Source organism: Fundidesulfovibrio agrisoli (assembly GCF_022808715.1).
Lineage (GTDB): Bacteria > Desulfobacterota > Desulfovibrionia > Desulfovibrionales > Desulfovibrionaceae > Fundidesulfovibrio > Fundidesulfovibrio agrisoli.
In genome coordinates this window covers 51,284-73,260 of sequence record NZ_JAKZKX010000009.1, presented here as the reverse complement: position 1 = coordinate 73,260, position 21,977 = coordinate 51,284, and the positions used below count along the sequence as shown (strand labels likewise).

At 58.2% G+C, this 21,977-nt stretch carries 17 protein-coding genes, 2 tRNA genes and 2 pseudogenes; 8 read left to right on the top strand and 13 right to left on the bottom strand.

Annotated elements, in window-relative coordinates; genetic code table 11:
- Window positions 1-94: 94 nt before the first annotated feature.
- Both MLE27_RS08785 and MLE27_RS08780 read right to left on the bottom strand, forming a co-directional pair.
- On the bottom strand, window positions 95-2,422 hold the full coding sequence (locus tag MLE27_RS08785; RefSeq protein ID WP_243311690.1) for a lactate permease LctP family transporter: 2,328 nt from the start codon (window positions 2,420-2,422) through the stop codon (window positions 95-97).
- Between the two features lie 675 nt (window positions 2,423-3,097).
- Window positions 3,098-3,709 (bottom strand): phage adaptor protein, encoded by a 612-nt coding sequence (locus tag MLE27_RS08780; protein WP_243311689.1) that lies wholly within the window; start codon window positions 3,707-3,709, stop codon window positions 3,098-3,100.
- Window positions 3,710-3,882: 173 nt separating this feature from the next.
- Between MLE27_RS08780 and MLE27_RS08775 the strand changes: the two genes are divergently transcribed.
- The 7 genes from MLE27_RS08775 to MLE27_RS08745 all read left to right on the top strand — a co-directional run bounded on the left by MLE27_RS08775 (window position 3,883) and on the right by MLE27_RS08745 (window position 10,118).
- Window positions 3,883-4,668, top strand: a complete 786-nt coding sequence (locus tag MLE27_RS08775) for an NYN domain-containing protein (protein WP_243311688.1) — start codon at window positions 3,883-3,885, stop codon at window positions 4,666-4,668.
- A 104-nt stretch (window positions 4,669-4,772) separates the two neighbouring features.
- Window positions 4,773-5,876: a radical SAM protein gene (locus MLE27_RS08770; protein ID WP_243311687.1), complete on the top strand. Its 1,104-nt coding sequence runs from the start codon at window positions 4,773-4,775 to the stop codon at window positions 5,874-5,876.
- The gene (locus tag MLE27_RS08765; protein ID WP_243311686.1) at window positions 5,873-7,276 is read left to right on the top strand and encodes a GNAT family N-acetyltransferase; all 1,404 of its coding nucleotides are present in this window, start codon (window positions 5,873-5,875) and stop codon (window positions 7,274-7,276) included. The genes MLE27_RS08770 and MLE27_RS08765 overlap by 4 nt, the downstream gene beginning before the upstream one ends.
- Window positions 7,273-8,856: an SIS domain-containing protein gene (locus MLE27_RS08760; protein ID WP_243311685.1), complete on the top strand. Its 1,584-nt coding sequence runs from the start codon at window positions 7,273-7,275 to the stop codon at window positions 8,854-8,856. Before MLE27_RS08765 ends, MLE27_RS08760 begins: the two co-directional genes overlap by 4 nt.
- A gap of 73 nt (window positions 8,857-8,929) precedes the next feature.
- Window positions 8,930-9,892 (top strand): Lcl C-terminal domain-containing protein, encoded by a 963-nt coding sequence (locus tag MLE27_RS08755; protein ID WP_243311684.1) that lies wholly within the window; start codon window positions 8,930-8,932, stop codon window positions 9,890-9,892.
- Window positions 9,893-9,960: 68 nt separating this feature from the next.
- A tRNA-Lys gene (locus tag MLE27_RS08750) sits at window positions 9,961-10,036 on the top strand.
- A 6-nt stretch (window positions 10,037-10,042) separates the two neighbouring features.
- A tRNA-Glu gene (locus MLE27_RS08745) sits at window positions 10,043-10,118 on the top strand.
- Window positions 10,119-10,212: 94 nt separating this feature from the next.
- Here the strand turns inward: MLE27_RS08745 and MLE27_RS08740 are convergent.
- The 11 genes and pseudogenes from MLE27_RS08740 to MLE27_RS08690 all read right to left on the bottom strand — a co-directional run.
- Entirely contained in the window at window positions 10,213-11,175 is a 963-nt protein-coding gene (locus tag MLE27_RS08740) for a tyrosine-type recombinase/integrase (protein WP_243311683.1), read from the bottom strand.
- Complete coding sequence (locus MLE27_RS08735) at window positions 11,129-11,503, bottom strand: helix-turn-helix domain-containing protein (RefSeq protein WP_243311682.1); 375 nt, start codon at window positions 11,501-11,503, stop codon at window positions 11,129-11,131. Before MLE27_RS08735 ends, MLE27_RS08740 begins: the two co-directional genes overlap by 47 nt.
- 174 nt (window positions 11,504-11,677) lie before the next feature.
- The gene (locus MLE27_RS08730) at window positions 11,678-12,238 is read right to left on the bottom strand and encodes a tyrosine-type recombinase/integrase (RefSeq protein ID WP_243311681.1); all 561 of its coding nucleotides are present in this window, start codon (window positions 12,236-12,238) and stop codon (window positions 11,678-11,680) included.
- Between the two features lie 871 nt (window positions 12,239-13,109).
- Window positions 13,110-14,210 (bottom strand): replication initiation protein, encoded by a 1,101-nt coding sequence (locus MLE27_RS08725; RefSeq protein WP_243311680.1) that lies wholly within the window; start codon window positions 14,208-14,210, stop codon window positions 13,110-13,112.
- A 274-nt stretch (window positions 14,211-14,484) separates the two neighbouring features.
- On the bottom strand, window positions 14,485-14,892 hold the full coding sequence (locus tag MLE27_RS08720; RefSeq protein ID WP_243311679.1) for a hypothetical protein: 408 nt from the start codon (window positions 14,890-14,892) through the stop codon (window positions 14,485-14,487).
- A 172-nt stretch (window positions 14,893-15,064) separates the two neighbouring features.
- Window positions 15,065-15,988: a hypothetical protein gene (locus MLE27_RS08715; RefSeq protein ID WP_243311678.1), complete on the bottom strand. Its 924-nt coding sequence runs from the start codon at window positions 15,986-15,988 to the stop codon at window positions 15,065-15,067.
- Between the two features lie 68 nt (window positions 15,989-16,056).
- Window positions 16,057-16,416, bottom strand: coding sequence for a hypothetical protein (locus tag MLE27_RS08710; protein WP_243311677.1), 360 nt, complete (start codon window positions 16,414-16,416; stop codon window positions 16,057-16,059).
- A 59-nt stretch (window positions 16,417-16,475) separates the two neighbouring features.
- The gene (locus tag MLE27_RS08705) at window positions 16,476-17,690 is read right to left on the bottom strand and encodes a hypothetical protein (protein WP_243311676.1); all 1,215 of its coding nucleotides are present in this window, start codon (window positions 17,688-17,690) and stop codon (window positions 16,476-16,478) included.
- A 246-nt stretch (window positions 17,691-17,936) separates the two neighbouring features.
- Window positions 17,937-18,932 (bottom strand): hypothetical protein, encoded by a 996-nt coding sequence (locus tag MLE27_RS08700; protein WP_243311675.1) that lies wholly within the window; start codon window positions 18,930-18,932, stop codon window positions 17,937-17,939.
- Between the two features lie 428 nt (window positions 18,933-19,360).
- Window positions 19,361-19,657, bottom strand: a pseudogene (locus MLE27_RS08695) (flagellin); the annotation flags it as partial.
- Window positions 19,658-20,898: 1,241 nt separating this feature from the next.
- Window positions 20,899-21,427: pseudogene (locus MLE27_RS08690) on the bottom strand (flagellin N-terminal helical domain-containing protein); the annotation flags it as partial.
- 213 nt (window positions 21,428-21,640) lie between these two features.
- On the opposite strand from MLE27_RS08690, the gene MLE27_RS08685 reads away from it, so the two are divergent.
- Window positions 21,641-21,967 (top strand): helix-turn-helix domain-containing protein, encoded by a 327-nt coding sequence (locus MLE27_RS08685; protein ID WP_243311674.1) that lies wholly within the window; start codon window positions 21,641-21,643, stop codon window positions 21,965-21,967.
- The last annotated feature ends 10 nt before the right edge of the window (window positions 21,968-21,977 follow it).

Sequence of the window (21,977 nt, the reverse complement as noted above, 5' to 3'; positions counted from 1 at the left end):
CCGCGCCCGGATGGACGCGGCCCCGATGAGGCTTCCGGAAGTGAGTCCGCTCATCGAGCGGGGCTTCGCGGCCGGTTATTGTCGTTACGGGCTGCTAGCCCTTGAGGAACAGGCTTCCCAGGTAGACGAACACGCCCAGGAACGCCACGTACACGATGCAGTACTTGAGCGTCTGGTTCAGGATCTTGCCTTCCGAGCCCACCAGGCCGGTGGCGGCGGTGGCCACGGCGATGCTCTGGGGCGAGATCATCTTGCCGCCAGTTGCGCCAGCGGTGTTGGCGGCAGCCAGCCAGTAGGGGTCCACGCCGGTCTTGGAGGCGACCTCCACCTGCAGCTTGCCGAAGAGCACGTTGGCCGAGGTGTCGCTGCCGGTGACGAAGGTGCCCAGCGCGCCGATCATGGGGGAGATGATCGGGAAGAACTGCCCCGTCACCTTCACCAGCACCACGGCGATGGCCGAGATCATGCCGCTGTAGGCCATCACCTTGGACATGGACACGATGCACAGCACCGTGAAGGCCGACTTGGAGAGCTTCTTCACGGTCATGAAGAACACCGAGACGATCTCGGCAATCCTCGCGCCCTGGATCAGCCCGGCGATCACCGTGGCGATGATGATGAGCGTGCCCGGGGTGGCGATCCACTTGAACACGAAGGGCGCGGCGCCCTTGCCCTGGTAGATGGTCACCGAGGTCTTCACGGCGGCCAGGGCCTTGTACACAGGCTCCACCACGGGGCTGCTGCCCACGATGAAGGCCAGCACCAGGATGTAGGGCAGCCAGGCCAGGATGCCCTGCTTGAGGGTGATGGATGGCCCGGCCTGCGCCTCGGCGCCCTCCTGCTTGTAGAACTTCTTGGCGATGAAGATGGTCACGGCCATGCTGCACACGCTGCCCGCCAGGGCCGGGAGCTCCGCGCCCAGGAACCTGGCGGCGAGCATCTCGGGGATGGCGAAGGCCGCGCCCGAGGCCAGGGAGATGCCGACCACGCCCTTCAAGCCCTTGAGGCTGCGCGTGGTGAGCACCACCAGCAGCATGGGGATGATGACGATGAACAGGGTGAGCTGCAGGGCGATCTGGTAGCTCAGGATGTTCACGTCCAGGTTGGTGAGCTGGGCCAGGGTCAGCACCGGGATGCCGATGGCCCCGAAGGCGGTGGGCACGGTGTTGGCGGTCAGGCAGATGAGCGCGGCGAACAGCGGGTCGCAGCCAAGGGCCGCCAGGATGGAGGCCGGGATGGCCACCGCCGTGCCGTAGCCCGCCACGGCCTCCAGGAAGCCGCCGAAGCCCCAGGCCAGGATGAGCACCTGGATGCGGCGGTCTGTGGTGATGTTGGCCAGCATGGTCTTGATGGTGTCCATGCTCTTGGTGTGCAGGGCCATGTTGTACGTGAAGATCGCCGCCACGATGACCAGCACTATGGGCCATACGCCCAGCGCCGCGCCTTCGAGCGTGGCCGTGAGCGCCCAGAGCAGGGGCATGTGGAAGGCGGCCAGCGCCAGCGCCACGGTGATGCCCAGCGAGAGCAGGGTGGCCACGTGGGCGGGCATCTTGAGCACGCCCAGCGAGATCATCAGCCAGACGATGGGGATGATGGCCAGCCCGAACAGGCCGTACATCTTGGCCGCCGAGTGGCGGAACTCGCCGCAACCGATCCAGAGGTCGTCATCGACCCGCACCACGTAGGAGGACTTCTCGTAGCCGTCCCACTTGTAGTCCACCCAGCCGCCGCCCTTGCTCACGGTGGCGATCATCTCCCGGATGAAGGGCTTGCCGTCGGGGTCCTTCATGTCCAGGAGCTCCTTGCCGACCAGCTCGTGGTGGGTGGCCAGGGACTTGTTCACGCCGTTGTAGTCGTAGGCGAAGATGTAGAGCCCGCGGTCCACGAACGCGCCGGTGGGCTTGTTGAACTCGGCCAGGGCCTTCTCCTTGCCCACGGCCTTGATGTAGGCCAGGGCCTTCTCCACCAGGGTCACGGCCTCGTTCTTGTACTCGCCGCAGCCGATCCAGAGGTTGTCGTCGGCCTTGACCACGTAGGAGGTCTTCTCGTGGCCCTCCCAGATGTAGTCGTACCAGCCGCCGCCCTTGCGCACGAGGCCGATCATGTCCTTGATGAACTCGCGGCCCTCGGCGTCCTTGGCGTCGATGAGGTTGGTGCCCACCAGGGCGGGGTTTGTGGCCAGGGCCTTGTTCACGCCGTAGAAGTCGTAGGCGAACACGTAGAGGCCGTCCTTCACGAACTCGCCGCCGGGGCTGTTGAAGGCGGCCAGGGCCTTCTCCCGGCCGTTGGCCTTGAGGTAGGCCAGGGCCTTGTCCACCAGGGCCACGCAGTTGCCGCCCTTGTCGGGCAGGGCGGAGGGGTCGCCGGGGGCGCCTTCTTCGGCGGCGCCGGCGGGAGCGGCCAGGCCGAGGGAAACAGCCACGAGCAGGGCGGCGGCCAAAGCGAGGAAGGCGCGCGCGCCCTGAGCGGGCCGATTATTTCCTGTTGTGCGGGGGAGCCCCTTGCGGAGCGGGAAAAGGCCAAAGGCGATTGACTTCAAACTCACAACGTTTCCCTTCTCTATTATGATTTATGCCGCATGCGCGGCCCTGCGCGCCCCGTGGAAAAATCCGCGGGAGAGCGTGGCGCGGGGCCGGGTTGCGGCATGGTGACAAGGAACTCCGTGCCTGCGTCAGGGCATGTCGGGGGAGGGACCAGAGGTTTTGGAGCCCGTGGGGCGCTCCCGGCATGTCGTCTCCGTCCGGCGGGCGCAGTCCGCGAGAGCGGACGGGCGCGACGCCTGGGCCGGTGGCCCGGGCAAGTAGCAACCCATGTGCCAGAGCCGTTACGAAGGGAAATAATCCGTCATTTCCATGCTATAGCAAGCGAATCGGGCCGCGGCGCGCAGAACCCGCAGCCAAGTCCGGTACGGAAAACAAGACGTAGCGTTTCTGTTCAGCCGGCCCGCTGGACAACGGATGTGCTTGTTTTGGCAAAATTGTTATTGCTATGCACCTTGTGGACCGAAGAGGTCCGCTTGTCTGGAAAAGCGGACAGGCCGGGGGATGCGGCCGGCCCCGGAAACGTCCCGGGGCCAGCCTTTTCCATGCCCCCTACATCAGACCAGCCAGCCGCGCCGCTGCACGGTGACGGGCGATATGGCGGAGTAGGTGTTCAGCAGGTTGTTCTCCAGGTCGGCCAGGAGTTGGGTGTCCGCGCCGATGTCCATTTCGTCGATGTTCTTGAGCCGCAGGGCCGCGTACTCGCTGACCAGGTCGTCGAGCTTGCCGCCGAAGGGCGTGGGGGAGTCCATGTCCAGGGTGGCGGTGTCGAAGAGCGGCCAGTAGATCAGGGTCAGCGGCACCGAGCCCGTGGGCGCGCCGCCCACCAGCAGCGTCTCGCCCCGGATCAGCCAGGTGGAGCACTCGGCGGGCGTGCCCTGCTGCTGCCAGGAGTCGTCGCTCTGCTTGGTCAGGCGGGTGGTGGTGTCCTCGCGGTAGAGGCCGTAGTCGGCCATGAAGTCCGCCGGGAGGGGGTAGTCGTCGCGGCCGGGCTCCGTGGTGAAGCGGTACAGGCTGCGCCCCAGCTCGATGTCGTTGCGGTAGAGCACGTGGGAGAGCCTGCGGTAGGCCTTGCCCACCACGCGCAGGAGCTGCGCGTCGCTCCAGCGGGTTTTGAGTTCGTCGCCGAGTTCAAGCCGGGTGTTGTCGATCAGGTCTGCGATGGTCATTGATTCTCCCTGCCAGGGAAGCGCAACCATACCCGATTTCGAGATTCGCGCATCCCACATGGGGCTATGTGGGGAAAAAGTGAACGCGTGATGAATTTTCATGCGATCCCTTTGACGGGGGTCGGGAGAGGTACTAAACGGTAATTCCCAATACCTTTGATGGAGATTGACAAATGAACGTGGCGATACTCATCGATGGAAGCTTTTTCTGGATGAAGCACCTGGAGGCCCGCCTGGGCCAGCCGCCCAGCGCGGATTCGGTCAAGACGGCTTGCGAACTCATCATGCAGGACAAGGAATTCGAATCGGACAGGTTTTTCAGGGCATACTACTATGATTCGCCGCCCTACGGCGGCAAGGCGGTGCACCCCATCTCCCAGAGGGAGATCGAGTTCAGCGCCACCGAACAGTACCGCATCAAGAACGACTACCTCGACCAGCTCTGGCGCATGCCGCGCATGGCCCTGCGCCTGGGCTCCCTGGCCATGCAGGGCTGGAAGCTCAACAAGAAGAACATGCGCGTCATCATGGAGTCCCTGAGCCACAACCGCCCGCTTCAGCCCCAGGACGTGTCCATCAACCTGGTGCAGAAGGAGGTGGACATGCTCATGGGCCTGGACATCGCCTGGATCGCGGCCAGCCGCATGGTGGAGAAGATCGTGCTGCTCACCGGCGACGCGGACATGATCCCGGCCATGAATTTCGCCCGCGAGCACGGCATGTTGGTCTTCGTGGCCAAGTTCGGCTACTATCTTTCGGACAAGCTGCGCGACAACTCCGACGGCGTGGTGGAGTTCAACCTGCCCGCGCCGGAGCGGCCCTACGCCCCCAGCGCCAGGATCGTCTCCATGCCCGCCCCGGCGGCCCCCGAACAGCCCGCGCCCGTGGAGAGCGCCGAGGGCCTCGGCGAGGAGCTCACCGAGGACGCGCCGGAGATGCCCGGCGATCCCATCTATTAGCAGGCCCGCACAGGCCGGGGAGCGCCGGAGCCGCCCGGGCTCCCCGGTCTTGCCTTGAGGGGCAAAAGATGCTTCTATCCCCCTCCCGCCAGGAGGGATCTTCCATGCCGAGCCAATCCGCCATAGACAACAAGGCGTTAAACGACCTCGAACTCGCCCAGGAGCGCACGATTCTGGCCTCCAAGCCGCAGCGCCTTGTCTTTGAGACCACCAACCGCTGCAACCTGCGCTGCGCCATGTGCGGCCAGTCCCACCGGGACTTCGTGGGCCGCGACCTGCAACCCGAAGTCTTCGACAGGACCGAGCCCTACTGGGACACCGTGCACGACGCCTCGCTGTTCGGCTGGGGCGAGCCCCTGATGAACAAGCACCTGGGCAGCTACTTCGACAAGCTGGCCCGGCGCGGGCCGGACATCTTCGTGCTCACCAACGCCATGCTCCTCAAGCAGGAGATGATCGACCGCTTCCTGGCCGGGGGGCTGGCCTACCTGAACTTCTCGGTGGATGGGGCCAAGGCCGCCACCTACAACCGCATCCGGCGCGGCGCGGACTTCGACACCGTCATCGGCAACATCGCCAAGGTGGTGGCCAGCAAGCGCAAACTCGGGGTGAAGCACCCCTATCTGCGCATGGTCTTCGTGGGCATGCGCTCCAACGTGGAGGAGTTCCCCGACTTCGTGGACCTGGCCGCCAATTTGGGCATGGACGAGGCCAAGATGGTGCACATGATCGCCTACGGCCAGGAGATGGTGGACGAGATCCTCTTCGACCACAAGGAGCTCACCAACTCCGTGCTGGACGAGGCCGAGCGCCGCGCCAAGGCCCACGGCATCAAGCTGACCATCCCCGACCGCTTCGACCTCTCCGGCAAGCCGGCGCTTGAGACCGTTGAATCCCTGCACAAGAAGTGCCCCCGCCCCTGGGAGGAGATCTTCGTGCAGTCCGACGGCAAGGTGCGGCTGTGCATGCTCTCCAAGGACGTCATGGGCGACCTCAACGCCGAGTCCGTGGAGGACATCTGGAACAACGAGATGTTCCAGAGGGTGCGCGCCACCATCAATACGCCCAGCGCCATGTCCACCTGCGCCAAGTGCCCCCAGTACAAGGAGATGAACGTCAACGACCGCGCCGCGTTCATCCAGGTGGACACCACCCTGCCCGGCACCAAACCGCAGCCCGACGCTGGCCTGGCGGAGGAGACGGCGTGAAGACCGCCGTCGTCCTGAGCGCGGGCCTGGGCACCAGGCTGCGCCCCCTGACCGACACCTGCCCCAAGCCCATGGTCCCGGTGGCGGGGGTGCCCCTGCTGGAGCGCACCGTGCGCCACCTGGCGGCCCACGGCTTCACGCGGATCTGCGTGAACCTGCACCACCTCTCCCACGTGGTGCGCGAGGCCTTCGGCGACGGCTCGGCCCTTGGTGTGCGGATGGCCTACAGCGAGGAGCCCGAGCTGCTGGGCACCGCCGGGGCATTGAACGCCTTCAGGGTCCACCTGCATGACCCCTTCCTGGTCTGGTACGGGGACGTGCTCTCCGATTTCGACGTCACCGCCATGAAGGCCTTCCACCAGCGCTCGCGCGGCATGGCCACCGTGGGCCTCTACCGGGTGGACAACCCCACCCAGTGCGGCCTGGTGGACATGGACGCCACCGGGCGCATCGGCCGCTTCGTGGAGAAGCCCCCCGTGGCCTTCACGGACCTGGCCAACGCGGGCGTGTACATCTGCGAGCCCGAGGTGCTGGGCTTCGTCCCCGCAACCGGCTTCAGCGACTTCGGGCACGACGTGTTCCCGGCCATGCTCGCGGCCGGAGCGCCCCTGTACGGCTACGCCATCGAGGCCCCGCTCATCGACATCGGCTCCCCCGAGAAGCTGGCCCGGGCCAACGCCATGCTGGCCAAGGCGCCCGACCCCGCGCCCGCCTGCCTGGCCCTCCAGGAGTTCGACAGCGAGGCCTTCCGGCAGGACTACTACCGCGTCACCCGGCAGGACTATCCGGCCCTGGCCCGCCAGCTGGCCCGCCTGCGCGAGGGCGGGAAGCCCTTCCTGGCCGACGCCAAGCTGCCCGCCGCCGACATCGAGGGCGCCAAGGCGCTCATGCGCCTGGGGTTCCTCAAGGTCTGCGCGCAGGTGACCTTCTCGCGCGACCTGACCGGCGTGGCCGCAGTGGCCTCGGGCGAGCCCGCGGGCGCGTCGGAGTTGCCCGAGGATGAGCTGGACGCCCACGCCGCCAACTTTCCCTTCAGCCGCTTCGGGCTGGACCCCAATGTCACCCTCGAGGAGCGCGTGCGCCACCAGCGCAAGTGGATCGCCAACACCATGCGCTCCGCCGAGGTGCTCAAATTCATGGAGCCCGGCGGCTTCGTCAGCTTCCGCAAGCGCGGCGAGGCCGTGGCCATCGACCTAGTCTCCGTGCTGCCCAGGGCCCGGGGGCGCGGCTCCCTGCTGCTGGGCCGCCTTGCGGGCTGGGCCGCGGGCCAGGGCTTCAAGCGCATCGACGTGACCACCGAGGCCGAGAACCTGACCGCCTGCCTGTTCTACGAAAAGAACGGCTACCGACTGTCCGGGGCCGCCGCGGCTTTCCACATGCGAAGAGGTGTAGAAGAATGATCATCGCCAAGTCTCCGGTGCGCCTGAGCTTCGGAGGCGGTGGCACGGACCTGCCCGCCTATTACGAGGCCCACGGCGGGGCCGTGCTCTCCGTGACCATCGACAAGTATTTCTATTCCGTGCTGGAGGAGATCCCGGGCCCCGGCGTGGAGATTTCCTCCTCCGACTACCAGCTGCACCAGCGCATCGCAGACCTGGACAAGGCCAACCTCAAGGATGCCCTGCGCATCCCCAAGGCCGTGCTGCGCCACTTCGGCATCAAGGGCGGGGTGATGCTCTCGCTCAAGTCCGACATTCCGCCGGGTTCGGGCCTGGGCCTCTCGGGCGCGGTGGCCACCAGCCTGGTGCGCTGCGTGGGGGCCTTCGCCGGGCAGGATCTGGACAAGGCCAAGGTGGGCGAACTGGCCACGCACATCGAGCTCAACGTGCTGGGCCGCCCCATCGGCATGCAGGACCAGTACGCCTCGGCCCACGGCGGCCTGAACTTCCTGACCTTCGACGCCTCCGGCACCCGGGTGGAGCCCATCGAGATCAGCCGCTCCCGCCAGCAGGAGCTGCGCCGCCACCTGATGCTCTTCCACACCGGCTCCTCCCGCGACTCGGCCCGCATCCTGGAGGGGCAGCGCCAGGCCACCCAGGAGCGCGACCAGTCCGTGCTGGAGGCCCTGCACCAGGTCAAGCGCACGGCCTACCGCATGCGCGAGATCCTGGAAGGCGGCGACATCCGCGAGATCGGCACCCTGCTGCACGAGTCCTGGCAGCACAAGAAGCGCTTCGCCAAGTCCGTCTCCAACCCGGAGATCGACCTCTATTACGATACGGCCATGCGCAACGGGGCTTTGGGCGGCAAGATCACGGGCGCGGGCGGCGGCGGCTTCCTGCTGGTGTTCTGCGAACCCGGAAAGCAGGCCGCCGTCAGCGAGGAGCTCACCGCGCTGGGCCTGCAGCAGCTGGTTTTCGACTTCGAGTACGGCGGCTCCCAGATCACGCTGGACCAGGCCGGGCGCTTCAAGTCCACCATCACCCCGGAGGGCTACCTGCTGGGCATGCGCGCCGTGGTCAACCGGCTGGACAAGGCCCAGATCGGGCGCATGGCCGACACCCTGCACACGGCCTACATGGCGGACAAGCAGGTGTTCATTATGGGCAACGGCGGTTCGGCCGCCACGGCCTCGCACTTCTGCTCCGACCTGGCCAAGACCGTGGCCGTTAACGGGCGGCGCGGCTTCAGGGCCATCCCCCTCACGGACAACATCCCCCTGATGACCGCCTGGGGCAACGACGTGGGCTTCGAGGACATCTTCTCCGGCCAGCTGCGCAACCTGCTCAACGAGGGCGACGTGGTCATCGGCATCTCGGGGGGCGGCATGAGCCCCAACGTGATCAAGGCCATGGAGCTGGCGCGCGAGCGCGGCGCGCACACCATCGGGCTCACGGGCTTCTCGGGCGGCAGGCTCAAGGATGTGGCCGAGGAGTGCTTCATCGTGCCCTCGGGCAACTACCAGTTCATCGAGGACGTGCACATGATGCTGGTGCACCTGCTCACCAGCCTGATCCGCGAACAGTTGGCCGAGGGCTAGGCCCGCCGAGGGCGGCCCGGGGGGAAGACCATGAACCTTGCGCGAAGCCGCATGAATCCGGGGCGCTGAAGGCATGGCCGCCGCGACCGGCGAACCGCCCATCTACCCCTGGTCCGGCCAGGAAGAGTGCTTCGATTCCGCCGGGGGGGCGGTCCCCTGCGCGGGCACGGGGCAGGACGGCGAGTACAGGCCGGGCCGCCCCTGGCCCGCGCCGCGTTTCGGGATGGTGGATGACGCCCTCGCCCTCGACCGGCTCGTCCTTGACAGACTCATTGGGCTGACCTGGCCCCGCGACGCTTCGGCCGCGCCCTGGCCCATGACCCTTGCGGAGGCACTGGCCTGGGTCGCGGAGCGCAACGCGCAGTCCTGGCTGGGCCACGCGGACTGGCGGCTTCCCACCCGGCGCGAGCTGCTGGCCCTGGTCAGCCTTGCCCACGCCCGCCCGGCCCTGCCTCCGGGGCACCCCTTCACCGGCATCTTCCAGCACTGGCACTGGACATCGACCCCTGCGGCCAATGCGCCGGGGCACTTCTGGCGCGTGCACCTGGAGGGGGGGCGCATGTTCCCCGGCCCGGGCGACGCCCGGCACATGGTTTTGCCCGTGCGCGGGCGCGGTTGGCTCCCGCCGGAAACGCCGGAACTGGCCGCCGCAGCCGGGCGGCCCTGGCCCGAGCCCCGCTTCGAAACGGCGGGGGAGGGCGTGCTGGACCGCCTGACCGGGCTCGTCTGGCGTGGAGCGGCGCAGCCGGAGAACGGCGAGGCCGCCTGGGCCGAGGCCCTGGAGGCGGCCCGTGAAACTCCAGGCTGGCGCATGCCTTCCATCTGGGAGCTGGAGAGCCTTGTGGACGCCTCGCGGGCCTGGGCCGCGCTCCCGCCCGGGCACCCGTTGGGCCAGGGGCTGGACGGAGTGTGGTCCTCCACTTCCAGCGGCTACGACCCGGCCTGGGCCTGGGTGCTCTACTTCGGCAAGGGCGCGGTGGGGGTGGGGCATAAACCTGGGCGACATTTCAAATTTCTGTTGACGGCGGAAGGTTGAACACGTAGAGGACTTTTCCTTGACAGCGCGAGGCCGTGCGGATAAACGGTTTCTCCGCTTGGGCGGAAGGGCCGTTAACTCAGTCGGTAGAGTACCTGCCTTTTAAGCAGAGAGCCGCAGGTTCGAATCCTGCACGGCCCACCATAGCGCGTCCCCATCGTCTAGTGGCCTAGGACGACGGCCTCTCACGCCGCTAACAGGGGTTCAAATCCCCTTGGGGACGCCAAGAAATTCAGCGGGTTAGGACAATTTCCTAACCCGCTTTTTCTTTTGTCCACACGAAGTCCACATTTACGACTTCCCTAGTCGTGTATTGCGGTTCACTCGGTGGCTGCTTTCTGTATGCTGATCACCTTCCCCGGACCTCGCTGCCCCATCACCGCCTCCATCGCTTCGTGAGTTTGTTTAAATCCAAGGGTTTGCAAGTACCTCGTCGTCGTTTGCGGAGATTTATGCCTGAGAACAGCTTGGGCCACTGCAACCGGCTGACCCTCTTGATAAAGAATGCTCGCGGTGAGGTGGCGGATGGAATGAAACCCGAACTCCCTCACGCCGGCTTTCTTGCACAGGCGCTCCATCAAGTGCTGTCGGTTGGTGAAGGGCTGGCCGAGGTATTCCTTGCAGAACGCGTGCTCCTCCACGTTCACGAACACGTACTCGGAGACGATGGGCCTGTGCTCCCACCACGCCATGAGGACCTTCTTCAGCCGCTGCACCATGGGCACCGGATCGGCCTCTAAATCGCCTCCTGCGCGCTTCCGCGTCCAAAGGGTGACAGTGTTCCCGGCGAAGTCGATGTCCGTCCATTTGAGGCGGAAAACTTCGCTCCGCCGAGCAGCCAGGAAGAGAAATACCAGCAGCATGACCCGGTCCTGCCCCGTGGCCACTTCATACACTTTCCAGAAGTCCTCCTCCGAGGGCACATATCTGGGTTGGCGCTTCTCGGGGAAGCGGTCGATTGTTTGAAACGGACACTGGCCTTCGGGGAAGTTCGGCAGGTACCTCCTCCCCCAATTCCAGGCACTTATCAGAACCTTGCGCTCCTTGTTCGCCGCGTATCCCGAGCGCTTCCTGTACTGGTCGGTCAGGAACTTCAGGGCTTCAGGGACGGTGATGTCGTCCAATTCGGCGGCACTCCCGAAACGGCCGAGAGCCCGCTTCAACACCCCCTGCTTTTCAACGTAAGTCTTCCTGCTTTGGCGGGTTTTTACGAAGTCCAGATAGGAGTTTGCCAGGTCAATCAGCTTCGGCGAGCCCGTGGCGGTCGGGGTCGGTTTCTTCATAATGCGGCGCTGCCTGTCCTCCCACTTTTCGGCTGCCCGCTTGCTTTTCTCGGACCCGTCCGGGAACAACTTTTCTTTTCGCTTCCCGTTGAATGTGACGACACCCCGCCATCGCGGCGGATTGAACTTGGTTATCAATGCTGGCATTGAGAGCCTCCCGCACCTTCCGTTCAAAAAACCTTAATTTTCCTGGGGCTACTTCCACACCGCCCCACCGCTCGCGGTATTTGCGAACGGTGTTGACGCTTAACCCGAACATTTTCGCGAGTTCTTGAGGGGTTATTGCTCGGCCGAGCTCGCTGTCCAACGCATCAATGGCATCAAACACGACTCCTCCTTTTTACTTTTCGAGTCCGTGCACAAATTAAAGATCAACTTCTTTTGTAGCACACCGAAAATTATATTTCAACATGCAACTTGAATTTTTCTAGTTGTAGTTTTGCATGATCAATCTACAAAAACTAAATGGTTTTCAATGGGCCTCTTTCGAGGCCCACCTAGTTTATATAGTGTGATGCAGAATCTCTTCCACGCATTCGTCCGTAATGCCGAGGTAGCACCGAGTGATACTGGGCGAGCTGTGGTTGAGACGTCGACTCAGGACTTCCCAGCTGGTTCCGTATTTCATGCGCTGGAACCAGCAGAAGGTCTTTCGAAGCGAGTGCGCTCCGAGGTTCTGCTTCAGACCGATCATCGCTCCCCATTCCTTCACGAGCCGGGTGACTCGGAAAGTCGTCAGGGGATAGTTCTTTCCCTTCCGGCTACGGAAGAGGAAGTGGTTCTCGTCGGGGCTGGCGTCTTTGTAGTATTCATCAAACGCCTTTTTAATCTCCTTGTTGACAACGAAGACGTTGGTCTTCCCCGTCTTTCTTTCCTTGACGGTGATGCTGTCGCCAAGCTTTGCATAAAGCAGGTGCTTTACACAAAGCTCAGTGAGGATCGTTTGAACTCTTAATCCTGAGTTGATCCCAAGGATGAAAAGCAACTTGTCCCTTGGGTTGTCGTTGAGCAATTTCTTGATTGCCTTCACGTGCTGTTCCTCTCGAATAGGTTCAACTCGCATGGTCCCTCCTTGAATGTCCGTTTTCAGTTCCAGGATGGTAGAATCATCCTTTTGAAATGGCACGACGGGGGATGCCCAAGGGGCAATCCCATGTAACCAGACAAAATACTTTGACGTTTTCAGGGTATGGGCCTGAATGTCCGTTTTACGGGAGAAACGGACATTGGGCAGGATACGATTTAATATCTCTGTGAAGGCGGCGAAAATCTCGGAAGGAGACGAAGGATTTTGCCGTTATCTATAGCAGTTAAAAACAAGAAGAAGGCCCCCATAAAGAGCACCTTCTTCACGCGAAATACTCCTCACAGCTTCTTTCGTATTATCACGATGATCGCTGCTTTTAGCACCTCTCTGAAAATCTCGTTTCGTATGATTTGAACAATTATTATTCCTATCGGAACAGGTAAAGCTGGAACCATACTACTCTCCTTTGTTAAGGTTGATCTTCATTGACAGGTAATATCTTTATGAAGAAACCCAAAACATCAGAGAGAATTGCAGACAAAAAACAACTCATGAATTCATTTTGAACGTATATTGCTCAGCACAAGAACTATCCTAAAACCTAAAAAGACGGAGAGCCCCTATATGGAGCCCTCCGCCATTGTCTTCTTGCTCTATCCTGTGTCGCCAGTCGTCATCCCTGGCCCTCTTTATTCGACACCAATTATGAACCAATAAACAAAAGATATAAAATCCATGACGATGATATTGATGTTGCAGAAACAAACAAGAATTATCCATTAGGCTCGTACGGACCAAGGACCCACAAAAAATGCTCGTATGCTATATTAGAAATTATGGGCATTGGCTTCTCGCAGTCTCCAGGGGACAAAGAGATGATTTCTCTATTAATATTATTATATACGAATCATTGCTTATATTCTTTGATAATATCCTTGTATTTCGACATTGAAGAAACTCCAAGTCCTGCCTTCAAAGCAATATTCTTTCGAGTTACCTTCGTATTCGCTGACTTCAATTCTTCACAGGCGATTCGGATACGCTCTTCCGTCTTCTCAGTCCTGATACTATGCGTATGCTTTGCTCCAGCCGACTGGCGACGAGCTATTTCTTGCTTGATGTCGTCGACAGGAACGTCGTCCTTGTCGATGGGATAGTACTGTAAAGCTCCGACATTCCATTTGAATCTTTTCAACCATTCATCATTTCGGTGAAGCCAAACATACTTGGTGACGGAGTTGGCGACGTTTACTGCTTCGCGCTCCTCCAGGGGATGATCCTTCACAATTTGACGAAGGACTTGCCAGTGGTCCATGGCGATGGACAGGACCTTTTCGGTAAACTGCTCCTGAGTCACACAGCCATGAACGGCGCGGTAGGCATCCGTGCGGGTCAGGTGGAACATGGTCATCGCCCTGCCAGCGCCATCAAAGAGCCCATCATGCTTGAAGTCCCTGGGGACAGGCTTGGCAAACTCGGCGAGGTAGTCCAAGTCGTAGGTCCTGTCTGCCCAATGGACTTTCCATTTCCGCTCGACGATGCCGTCCTCAGTGACGAGGATTTCCTTCCGAGGATTTTTGTAGAACGGATTGTTCATGGTCCCGCCGGAGTATCCAGGGTCGCCTCCCATCGCCAACGTCAACCCCGCCTTGACGGACTTAAAGTATTGGTAGGGTTTCAGATTGGCTCTGCCAGCGAAGTTCCCGAACGGCAGCGTCACCGGCGTCGCCAACTCGTAAAAGAGCTTCGAGTGAGAGGTCTCGGGCGAAATGATGGTGATGGTTGGCTCAGGGAAGCCTTCATCAATCCAGATGCTTGCCGAACCTTCCCAATCCAAGTCAATGCCAATGTATCGCAGTTCATTCTTGGGTAGATGTATGAATTGAGCTTCACTCCATGTATCGACATCATTGATGGCATATGCGTACTTCTCATGCTTGTTCTTCGAGTTCATAATCCATTTGCCAAAATGACTGATGAATCGCCTCGCAGGCTCTCTATTGGTCATAAAGCCCTCCTCTGCCCAAAGTATATCTATATTGACTTGGGTGTTTCAGGACAGGGAGCCAGCAAGAGGTCCATTCCATCCCAGGTGATAAGGTGACGGAGCTAGGGCCAAGGACAGCGACGATGGCGCATGGCGTTTGCTCATGAGTGATGGGGTTCGACAGGGACCAGGGTAAATTCCCCGCATCCCACAAAATAAAAGAGAAGCTGGAGGACGCCGATGTCGCAAGAAGAGTGGTCACACCTACCTGTGAAGACAGGTGTGACCGGGCTCCTCACATCTTTTCGATGGGCTCGGGTGAGTCCAGGGGCTGATCCGCCTGCTCGACGATCCTGGTGAGAACGATCTTCTCGTTGTCGATCTCGATCTCGAACTGGTCGTTGGGCTCGTAAGTCGATCCAGGGAAGTCCAGCATGTTCCTTGTGAGGCGGACTTCGCCCTTGAAATTGACCATGGGCCTTTTCAGGTTTCGGACATAGAGTCCCGGCACCTCGTAGACCTTGCGGTCCCGTGTGATGAGCTTCAGGACGTGCTGCCTGAGGCTCTGCTTGCTGACCACGCCGAGGGCTTGCTGAATTTCGTCAGCGGTCCTTCCGGCGTTGATCATCTCCCGGAGGGTCTTTTCGTCGAACTTTGATTCGAAATGCTTCCTCTTGGTGGGGTCGGCAGTTTTCTTTGACATTGAGATAACCTCCTGTGGTTTAAGAGGTAATATCTCTATGAAGGGGTCAAAAATCTCGGAAGCCAATTCCGCCGAAACTCTTTGCGCAGGATCCTGCGCACGCGGTTTTCATGGGCAAAAGAAAAGGACCGGCTCGTCACCGGTCCTTCCATGGTGGATTGGTCCGTAGCTTCTACGGGAAAGTAATGCCCAACAACCTATTTTCCTCCGTAATCCGCTCCTCCAACTCCATGAAGTAGAGAACGTTGACCAAGCTCAGAGACATGGCCTGAGTCTGTGCTGCGATGAGGTCTTCGAGCTCCAGGTCCAGCTTGGATTTGATATGTGCCAGAAAGGCTTCCATGTGTCTGTATTCCTTGTAGTAGACAGCATTCCCAGGGTCACCGAAGTTCTGCTTGTTGGGAAAGTAAATCAGCTCCTCCTTGTCGAGAAAGCCACTTTCAGTGTTGTGATACAGCGCCCGTCCCCGAGTCGCGTAATCCACCCAAGCCTTCGAGTCACTAGAGTAAGCCGGGACGTGGCTGATCAGGCTGGGGGTCGTCATGCCAAACAGGTGAACCCTGATGCCATTGCGGTAGAGCGAGTCCACCGCATTGAAGAGCACCCTGAGGTCATTTCGATTGTCACCCTGGCACTGGCCAATCGCAACGAGCTGATACTTGGGCCTTGATTTGATGAAGAACTCGATCTCATTATTGTGCAAATTATGTATAACAGGGACCGCCTTGATGTTGTCAGCCTCAAGCCTCATTAACCGTGTAAGGTTGTGAGTGAAGCCATTCGGAGTAAAGTCGTCGTCGAAACTGAACAAAAAGTCGTATCTGCCTTGCGCAATCTTCGTATAGTCTCGATATTTGAAGAATAGCTTGTCGCTTTCGATCAAGCGAGACTGAACGCTGAGTTTCTTGTCGTTGTTGATACTGAAAGCGCCACAGTCAAGGATTAACTCATTGATCATGCTCCTGTAGGTAATGGTGTAGTCCCTAGGACGCTGGAGTCCGTAGAAGGTGACGAGAACGTTGGGCTTCAAGTTCGGGTTGATCTTGTGCAGCCGCTTAATTACGGGGATACTTAAAGAAGAAAGGAATATCTTCATGGGGTGTTCTCCTGGGGGATGGCTCCTCCTGGTAATCCAGGAGGAACCTTGGCTTGTTGTTAATGGCACTATTCCGAGGAGTAGGGCTCGCCTTCTTCTAAGACGCCACGCATACATTCCCTTGTGACTTCTCCTGAGATGACACGCTGGAGAAGTTTGGCTGGCGCATCCGGGGCCGCGAGAGAAAGACTTTCCAGGTAGCGCATTTCCTCGTCCGTAAGATTCCCTTCAACCTGCAGGAATGCGCGGACTACTTCGAATGGCACATGAATGCCGACCTTCTTCAAGTTGTGAAACTGCATCGCCTCATTGACACGCCTGTTGTACTCATGACGAAGGGGCATCAATTTCGCCTCGTCTAAAAACGAGAACAGACTTGGCTCTTCATGGTCATCTTCTCTGAAGCGGAGGTGCGGAACAAGTTTCATTGAGCGCTCCTTATGGCCCCTCCGGCAGATTCCAGAGGGGCCTTGTCAGTACTTGGGGGCTAGGCAGCAACTTCCTGGACGCTCTGAGCATCCTGGACATCATGGCCCACCGTCAGCAGGCGGTCGATGTAATCTCTGAGCTTGATCAGATGATCGCGGTCGACCGTGGTATCCAGCTTGATGCCCTGAGTGGCTATTGATTCCAGCGAGTTGTAGAGTGTGAGAACCTGTTGCTCGATGTTCGGACCTGAAGAAGCATTGCCAGAACTGGCATCGGCAGAGGAGCCCTGGCTGCTTGTTTCGGAATTGTCAGAGGCCCCTATGAAGTTTTTGCGCTCCAAATCGCCCACGATAATCCATTCAAGGAGCTTGACCGCCTCTTCCTTGCCCAGCTTCACTAGGTGCTTGCGTTCCTTGGGAGTCAAGGAAGCCTGCTTTCGCAGGAATGAAACCATCACGTCCAAGGGGAACTCAAGGTTCAGGCGGTTCAGCGCCTTGACTTCAAGAATGGCATTGAACCGAAGGACGCGCTCATCATACGAGGCCTCCTCCAAGTCAAAATCCTCGCCCTCCAAGTAGGACTTCAGGGGATCAAGACCCATCTTTTTCTGTTCCGTGTCGCTCTTGGAGGCATACAAAGAGCCGAACTCCGCCAAACGCTCGACTCCATATTCAAGGTGTGTTTCCACCATGGGAACGTTGGCCAAATTCATGTACTTCTCGCGGCTTCGCTTCTTGATGTTTGGAAGCTTAGCGTGAATCCAGGTTTGCCAGTCACTACGTTGTTTCTCGGTCCTAAGCGCCTTGAGCCTGAGAAGGCGCTTGCCCTGCATGAATGCGTAGAACGCATTGACCGCGTTGGTTTTCTCCAGGACAAGATCCAGAGTGGTCTGGCAGGTGTTTAATTCCTCCACGATTTTGTCGATGCTATTGATCTTATTGACTTGGTCCGAGAACCGCTGGCCCAGAGCTGCAAGCGATTGTTTGTCCTTCGGGATGTTGCCGATTGATCCGGGCTGCCCCTGCCCGCCAGTGGCCCCGTAGAGCCCGGTGCCGGCGACATTCCTGGCAAAGGTGTCAACCCCTTCTTCAATATCCAGAATCGAGCTGATTTTTCCGCCAAGCCCGCCGCCGAAGCCGGAAGCGCCACTGCCGCCAGTGTAACCCGTGCCACCAGTGCCGCCGGTAGAGCTGGTGGAGCTGGTGTCATCCGAATTGTGGGGTTTGCCAGGACCGCCGGTGACGGAGATGTTCGGCTTGTTGTCGTTGCTCATGGTGTCCTCCAAGAATGCCCCCTGTCGGGGGAGGTGGCTCTTTGGGGAGGCGGTCCCTGTGACCGGACCCCATTGCGCCGTTGCTCTTGAAGAACGGTCTAAGCGAGACCCACTTTGTGTTGGGGACAAGAGGTTCAGACACCTTTTGTCTCTCAGAAAACCAAAGAGATCAGATAGATATCTGAAAAAATTGGGGAGAAGTTTTCAGACAGTTCGAAGGCGGGGCTTGGAGCGGGAGGAGAAGCCTCAAAGGCTGAGGACGTCTTTTATCGGGGGGAGTTGCTTCCCGTTTTGCTTAGTGCAAAGGGGGTTCATGGTATCAATCTTGATGCAGAGATTTTCATAGTATTCGAAAAGTCTCTGCCTCTTCTGAAGGAGAGTGGCTATCTTGTCATTATGTCTGTGTTTCAAAGGAATTGCTTTTTTGAGCAGCTCATGAACTTCATTAAAATCTAAAGGATTATCTTCATCGTCTTCATGGGCCTTGTCCCACATCCACAAAAGAATCAATCGAGTCATATCAGCGCTTACGATGTGATCACCAGAAAGGCAGAGTTTGTAAACAGCTTCCAGGGTTTCATCGCTTATGCGCTTGTTCGAAAAAATGCTGTCGATTGTGGCATTGAATATTTTAACGGCATGAAGTTCGAGCATAACCTGTTCAGGGTCTTTGAGTGCTTGCTTGTGGTCCAGCAGGATGCCAGACGTCTTGTCCAGGTCTGACATGTAATGATTTGGTGCGTCATCATCTATGCTCATTGCCCACTTGTAATACGAACGAAGCAAGGCATTGATGTCGGCGTGGTCTTTGCTTTCAAATTTAACAGATTTCCCATTGAGGATGGCATCAAGGGCCTCTTCAGTATTCAAACCAATGTAGGCGTTGCGATAAAGCCTATGAAAGCGCCGTCGCACTGCTTCTTCCAGACAAGACAATCTGAAAAAAGCGATGCGAGCTTTCACTTCATATTGTTCCTCAAGGTACAGAGCATAAGGATGGTTCTTCGGATTGGGGTCCTCCATGTCAATCGAGTCTGAATTGAACCCCTTGCAACCCTCCTCTGACTCGATGACCTCCAACTCGCCAAGCGCATCGAAGTAAGCCCTATAATTTTCAATGACATGGGAGAAATGGCGATAGGCAGGGTTCCTCCTTTGATACTCCCAAAACCAAAAGGCGACGCTCCTGATCCTGTGGGAGTCAAAGCGAAGAACTTTTTTCTCGTCAGACTTCTTGGGCATGGTCCAGACGTAGCAAAAGCGCCTCTGAGCGACAACCCAGGCTGGCTCAGGGGAGTCGCCGCCGACTGAATCCAGAAGCGCAGGATACTGCGCATACGGTCATAGCCTCTATCGAATCGCTGCCCAGACGGGGGACACTGAAAACGGACGTTGGGCCATACCTGCGATTTCCTGCGGTTTTGCTCAAGGGGGGATACCCAAACCCCAGGACCAGCCCCCAATCCCAGGAAGGGGTTGTCCCGCGCAAATCCGGGGCCAGGGGGACAAGGGGGACGGGGGGCCGGGGTAGGAAGCCCAAGTCGGCGAAGGGGGAAGGGTTGATTCCCGCCCCCTTTGTTCTCTTACAGGCAGGGTCTACGTCTTTCCTTGGGCTGGTGTCAGGCAAGATGCCCACGGACCAGGGGCGGCGAATCCGTCATGTGCTGGAACTATCCCTGGATCAACTGAAGCGCCATCTTGGGCAGGGAGTTTGCCTGGGCCAACATGGCTGTCGCAGATTGCGCAAGGATTTGGTTCGTGACCATGGCTGTCATCTCCTGGGCAACGTCCACGTCAGATATCTGCGACTCGGCAGCCTGGAGATTTTCAGCCTGAATTTCTAGGTTCTGGATCGTGTTGGACAAGCGATTCTGTGTAGCGCCCAATGATGCACGGATTTTATCTTTCTGCACAATCACACTATTGAGCACGTCAAGGCTTTTCTGAGCCCTTCCCTGCGTCTGAATATCGACAACTGGTGTATATATTGTTGCCAAAGCTCCTGCTGCGGACGGATCAATGGATCCATCATCAGACTGATATGCTACGGCAAACCCTCCGCCTTTTAATGAAGTTACATCAGTTACATATTGATCATTGGCAACAACTTTGTTGACTTGAAACTCGCCTCCGACCTTTGCCCCGTTGTTGTCATACATTTGGCCAAATGTCCCCCAGCCTGATCCGTCTTGCCCGACAGCGCCCCATGTCACTACAAATCCAGTATCATTTACCCTTGCGAGCCTTGGCCACATTTGATTAGACATGTATGTAGTATTGACGGTAAACTCTGCTCCAAATTTTGTTCCATCTGCATTGAAAATCTGTGCAGTCGGATGAAACTCTGGCGACGCAGACGAGGGCTGGTTGTTCCAGGCAACAACAAACTTGCCATCACCTAGGGACGTTGTTGACTGAAAATTCTGCAACCATGTGGTTGTCGTATTTATTCTGTACTCAGACTCAATCAAATTACCATTTCTATCTACAATCTGTCCATATATACCCCAGTTTGAACCGTCTGGAGAAAACCAAGATACAGCATAGTTACCATCTTCTAGCCTGGCAGTCGCAGGATATCTTTGATCAAGATTTGTTGTGGTATTGATTCTGAACTCCGACGTGTGTGAATTCCCTTCAGCATCAAACATCTTGCCGTATATCCCGTCTAAAGACCCATCCTGCCCAGTCGATGTCCACGTGGTAAAAAAACCACCGCCATCTGCTCCAACGGTGTTCGATCTATACTGATTGTTCGCTGTAGTTGAGTTGACTTGAAACTCAGAATTGATTTTGCGTCCATTCATATCGTACAATTGAGCGTAAATCCCTGTCCCTGACCCATCTTGATTGGCCGATGTCCATGAAACTACAAACCCACCATCGTCGCGAGCTGCAACACTGGGTTCGCTTTGGTTGCCATTTGTAAATGTATTAACCTGAAACTCATTTCCGACCTTATTCCCGTCTTGGTCGATTATTTGTCCAAAAATTCCATCACCTGATCCGTCTTGGCTCGAAGAAACCCAAACGGAAACCATATTGCCATTTTCTAGCCCTGCAATCTTTGGTTCCGTTTGATCGTTAGCAGTCGTAGTGTTTAATCGCAAATCCTGCGAAGTTGCCTCAAGGAACATTGGCTTTCCTTCGTCGAACTTGCCGATTGCCATTCCATCAGGATCAAACAAAGACTCAATCTTTGAGCTGTTGATATTTACATAGTAATAATCCTCCGCAGATGAATTCCCGGTGCCAAAATGCACTTTCATTTGGCCTGTTGACTCAAGTCCACTCCCGTCATGGCTACCAGACAGAGATCCATCTAACAGCTTGACTCCATTAAAATCCGTTGCATTTGAAATTCTTTGAATCTCCATAGCCATGGCTTGATATTCGGAATGAATAATTAATCGTTGTTCTTGAGTATATGTTCCTGTCGCCGCTTGTTCCGCAAGCTCCTTCATCCTGATCAACTTCTCGTCGATAACCTGGAGCGCTCCATCAGCGGTCTGGATCATCGAAATGGCGTCATTGGCGTTCCTGACCCCTTGGTTGATGGTGCTAATATCCGAACGCATCATCTCGCGAATCGCCAGCCCAGCGGCATCGTCAGCGGCGGTCCCGATCCTCAAGCCAGACGACAGCCGCCGCGTAGAGGTCGCAATCCCCCCGTACGCGGTGTTCAGATTTCTGGCGGTGTTCATCGCCATTAGGTTCTGGTTGATGGTCAACGCCATGGTCCGGCAACTCCTTCCTGGTTCGCCGGGGCATCAAGCCCAATTCTCACGTATCCACTTTCCCAAGTGGCTCTCCCCATGGGAAAAACCGCCAATAAACACGGCAAAATTTGCGCTATATAAAGTTTACTTTACAATTAACAGCAAGATACATGCCTTGCTTGCTTATTCAGCTGGATTGATGGTCCTAGACTGTCCGAAAAGGACGGTCCCATGGGCGAGATTCTTAAGGTTTTTGGCAAGCGCATGCGGTCCCTTCGCAGGGCGAAGGACATGACCCAGGAGCAACTTGCCGAACGGGCAGGATTGTCCCTACAAAGCGTAGGAGAAATTGAGCGCGGCAGGGGGAATCCTACCTTGGTGAACATTGAGCGGCTATCTGCTGCGCTGGAAGAAGACCTGACCGTCCTCTTCGACGTGGGTGACGTGGGGTTGACCAAGGAGCAGGTCCAGAAAGAGCTGGAACAGCTTCTCGCCGGGGCGTCCGAAGAGCAGGTGCGGGCAGTCCTGACGATGGCCAGGGTCTTGATCCAGAAGTGACGAAGTGAAG

Coding starts and splice junctions, on each gene's coding strand:
- MLE27_RS08705 (WP_243311676.1), bottom strand. CDS start 17,690: ATGAGCAACGACAACAAGCCGAACATCTCCGTCACCGGCGGTCCTGGC.
- MLE27_RS08700 (WP_243311675.1), bottom strand. CDS start 18,932: ATGCCCAAGAAGTCTGACGAGAAAAAAGTTCTTCGCTTTGACTCCCAC.
- MLE27_RS08730 (WP_243311681.1), bottom strand. CDS start 12,238: ATGCGAGTTGAACCTATTCGAGAGGAACAGCACGTGAAGGCAATCAAG.
- MLE27_RS08710 (WP_243311677.1), bottom strand. CDS start 16,416: ATGAAACTTGTTCCGCACCTCCGCTTCAGAGAAGATGACCATGAAGAG.
- MLE27_RS08720 (WP_243311679.1), bottom strand. CDS start 14,892: ATGTCAAAGAAAACTGCCGACCCCACCAAGAGGAAGCATTTCGAATCA.
- MLE27_RS08760 (WP_243311685.1), top strand. CDS start 7,273: ATGATCATCGCCAAGTCTCCGGTGCGCCTGAGCTTCGGAGGCGGTGGC.
- MLE27_RS08725 (WP_243311680.1), bottom strand. CDS start 14,210: ATGACCAATAGAGAGCCTGCGAGGCGATTCATCAGTCATTTTGGCAAA.
- MLE27_RS08685 (WP_243311674.1), top strand. CDS start 21,641: ATGGGCGAGATTCTTAAGGTTTTTGGCAAGCGCATGCGGTCCCTTCGC.
- MLE27_RS08780 (WP_243311689.1), bottom strand. CDS start 3,709: ATGACCATCGCAGACCTGATCGACAACACCCGGCTTGAACTCGGCGAC.
- MLE27_RS08740 (WP_243311683.1), bottom strand. CDS start 11,175: ATGAAGAAACCGACCCCGACCGCCACGGGCTCGCCGAAGCTGATTGAC.
- MLE27_RS08770 (WP_243311687.1), top strand. CDS start 4,773: ATGCCGAGCCAATCCGCCATAGACAACAAGGCGTTAAACGACCTCGAA.
- MLE27_RS08755 (WP_243311684.1), top strand. CDS start 8,930: ATGGCCGCCGCGACCGGCGAACCGCCCATCTACCCCTGGTCCGGCCAG.
- MLE27_RS08775 (WP_243311688.1), top strand. CDS start 3,883: ATGAACGTGGCGATACTCATCGATGGAAGCTTTTTCTGGATGAAGCAC.
- MLE27_RS08715 (WP_243311678.1), bottom strand. CDS start 15,988: ATGAAGATATTCCTTTCTTCTTTAAGTATCCCCGTAATTAAGCGGCTG.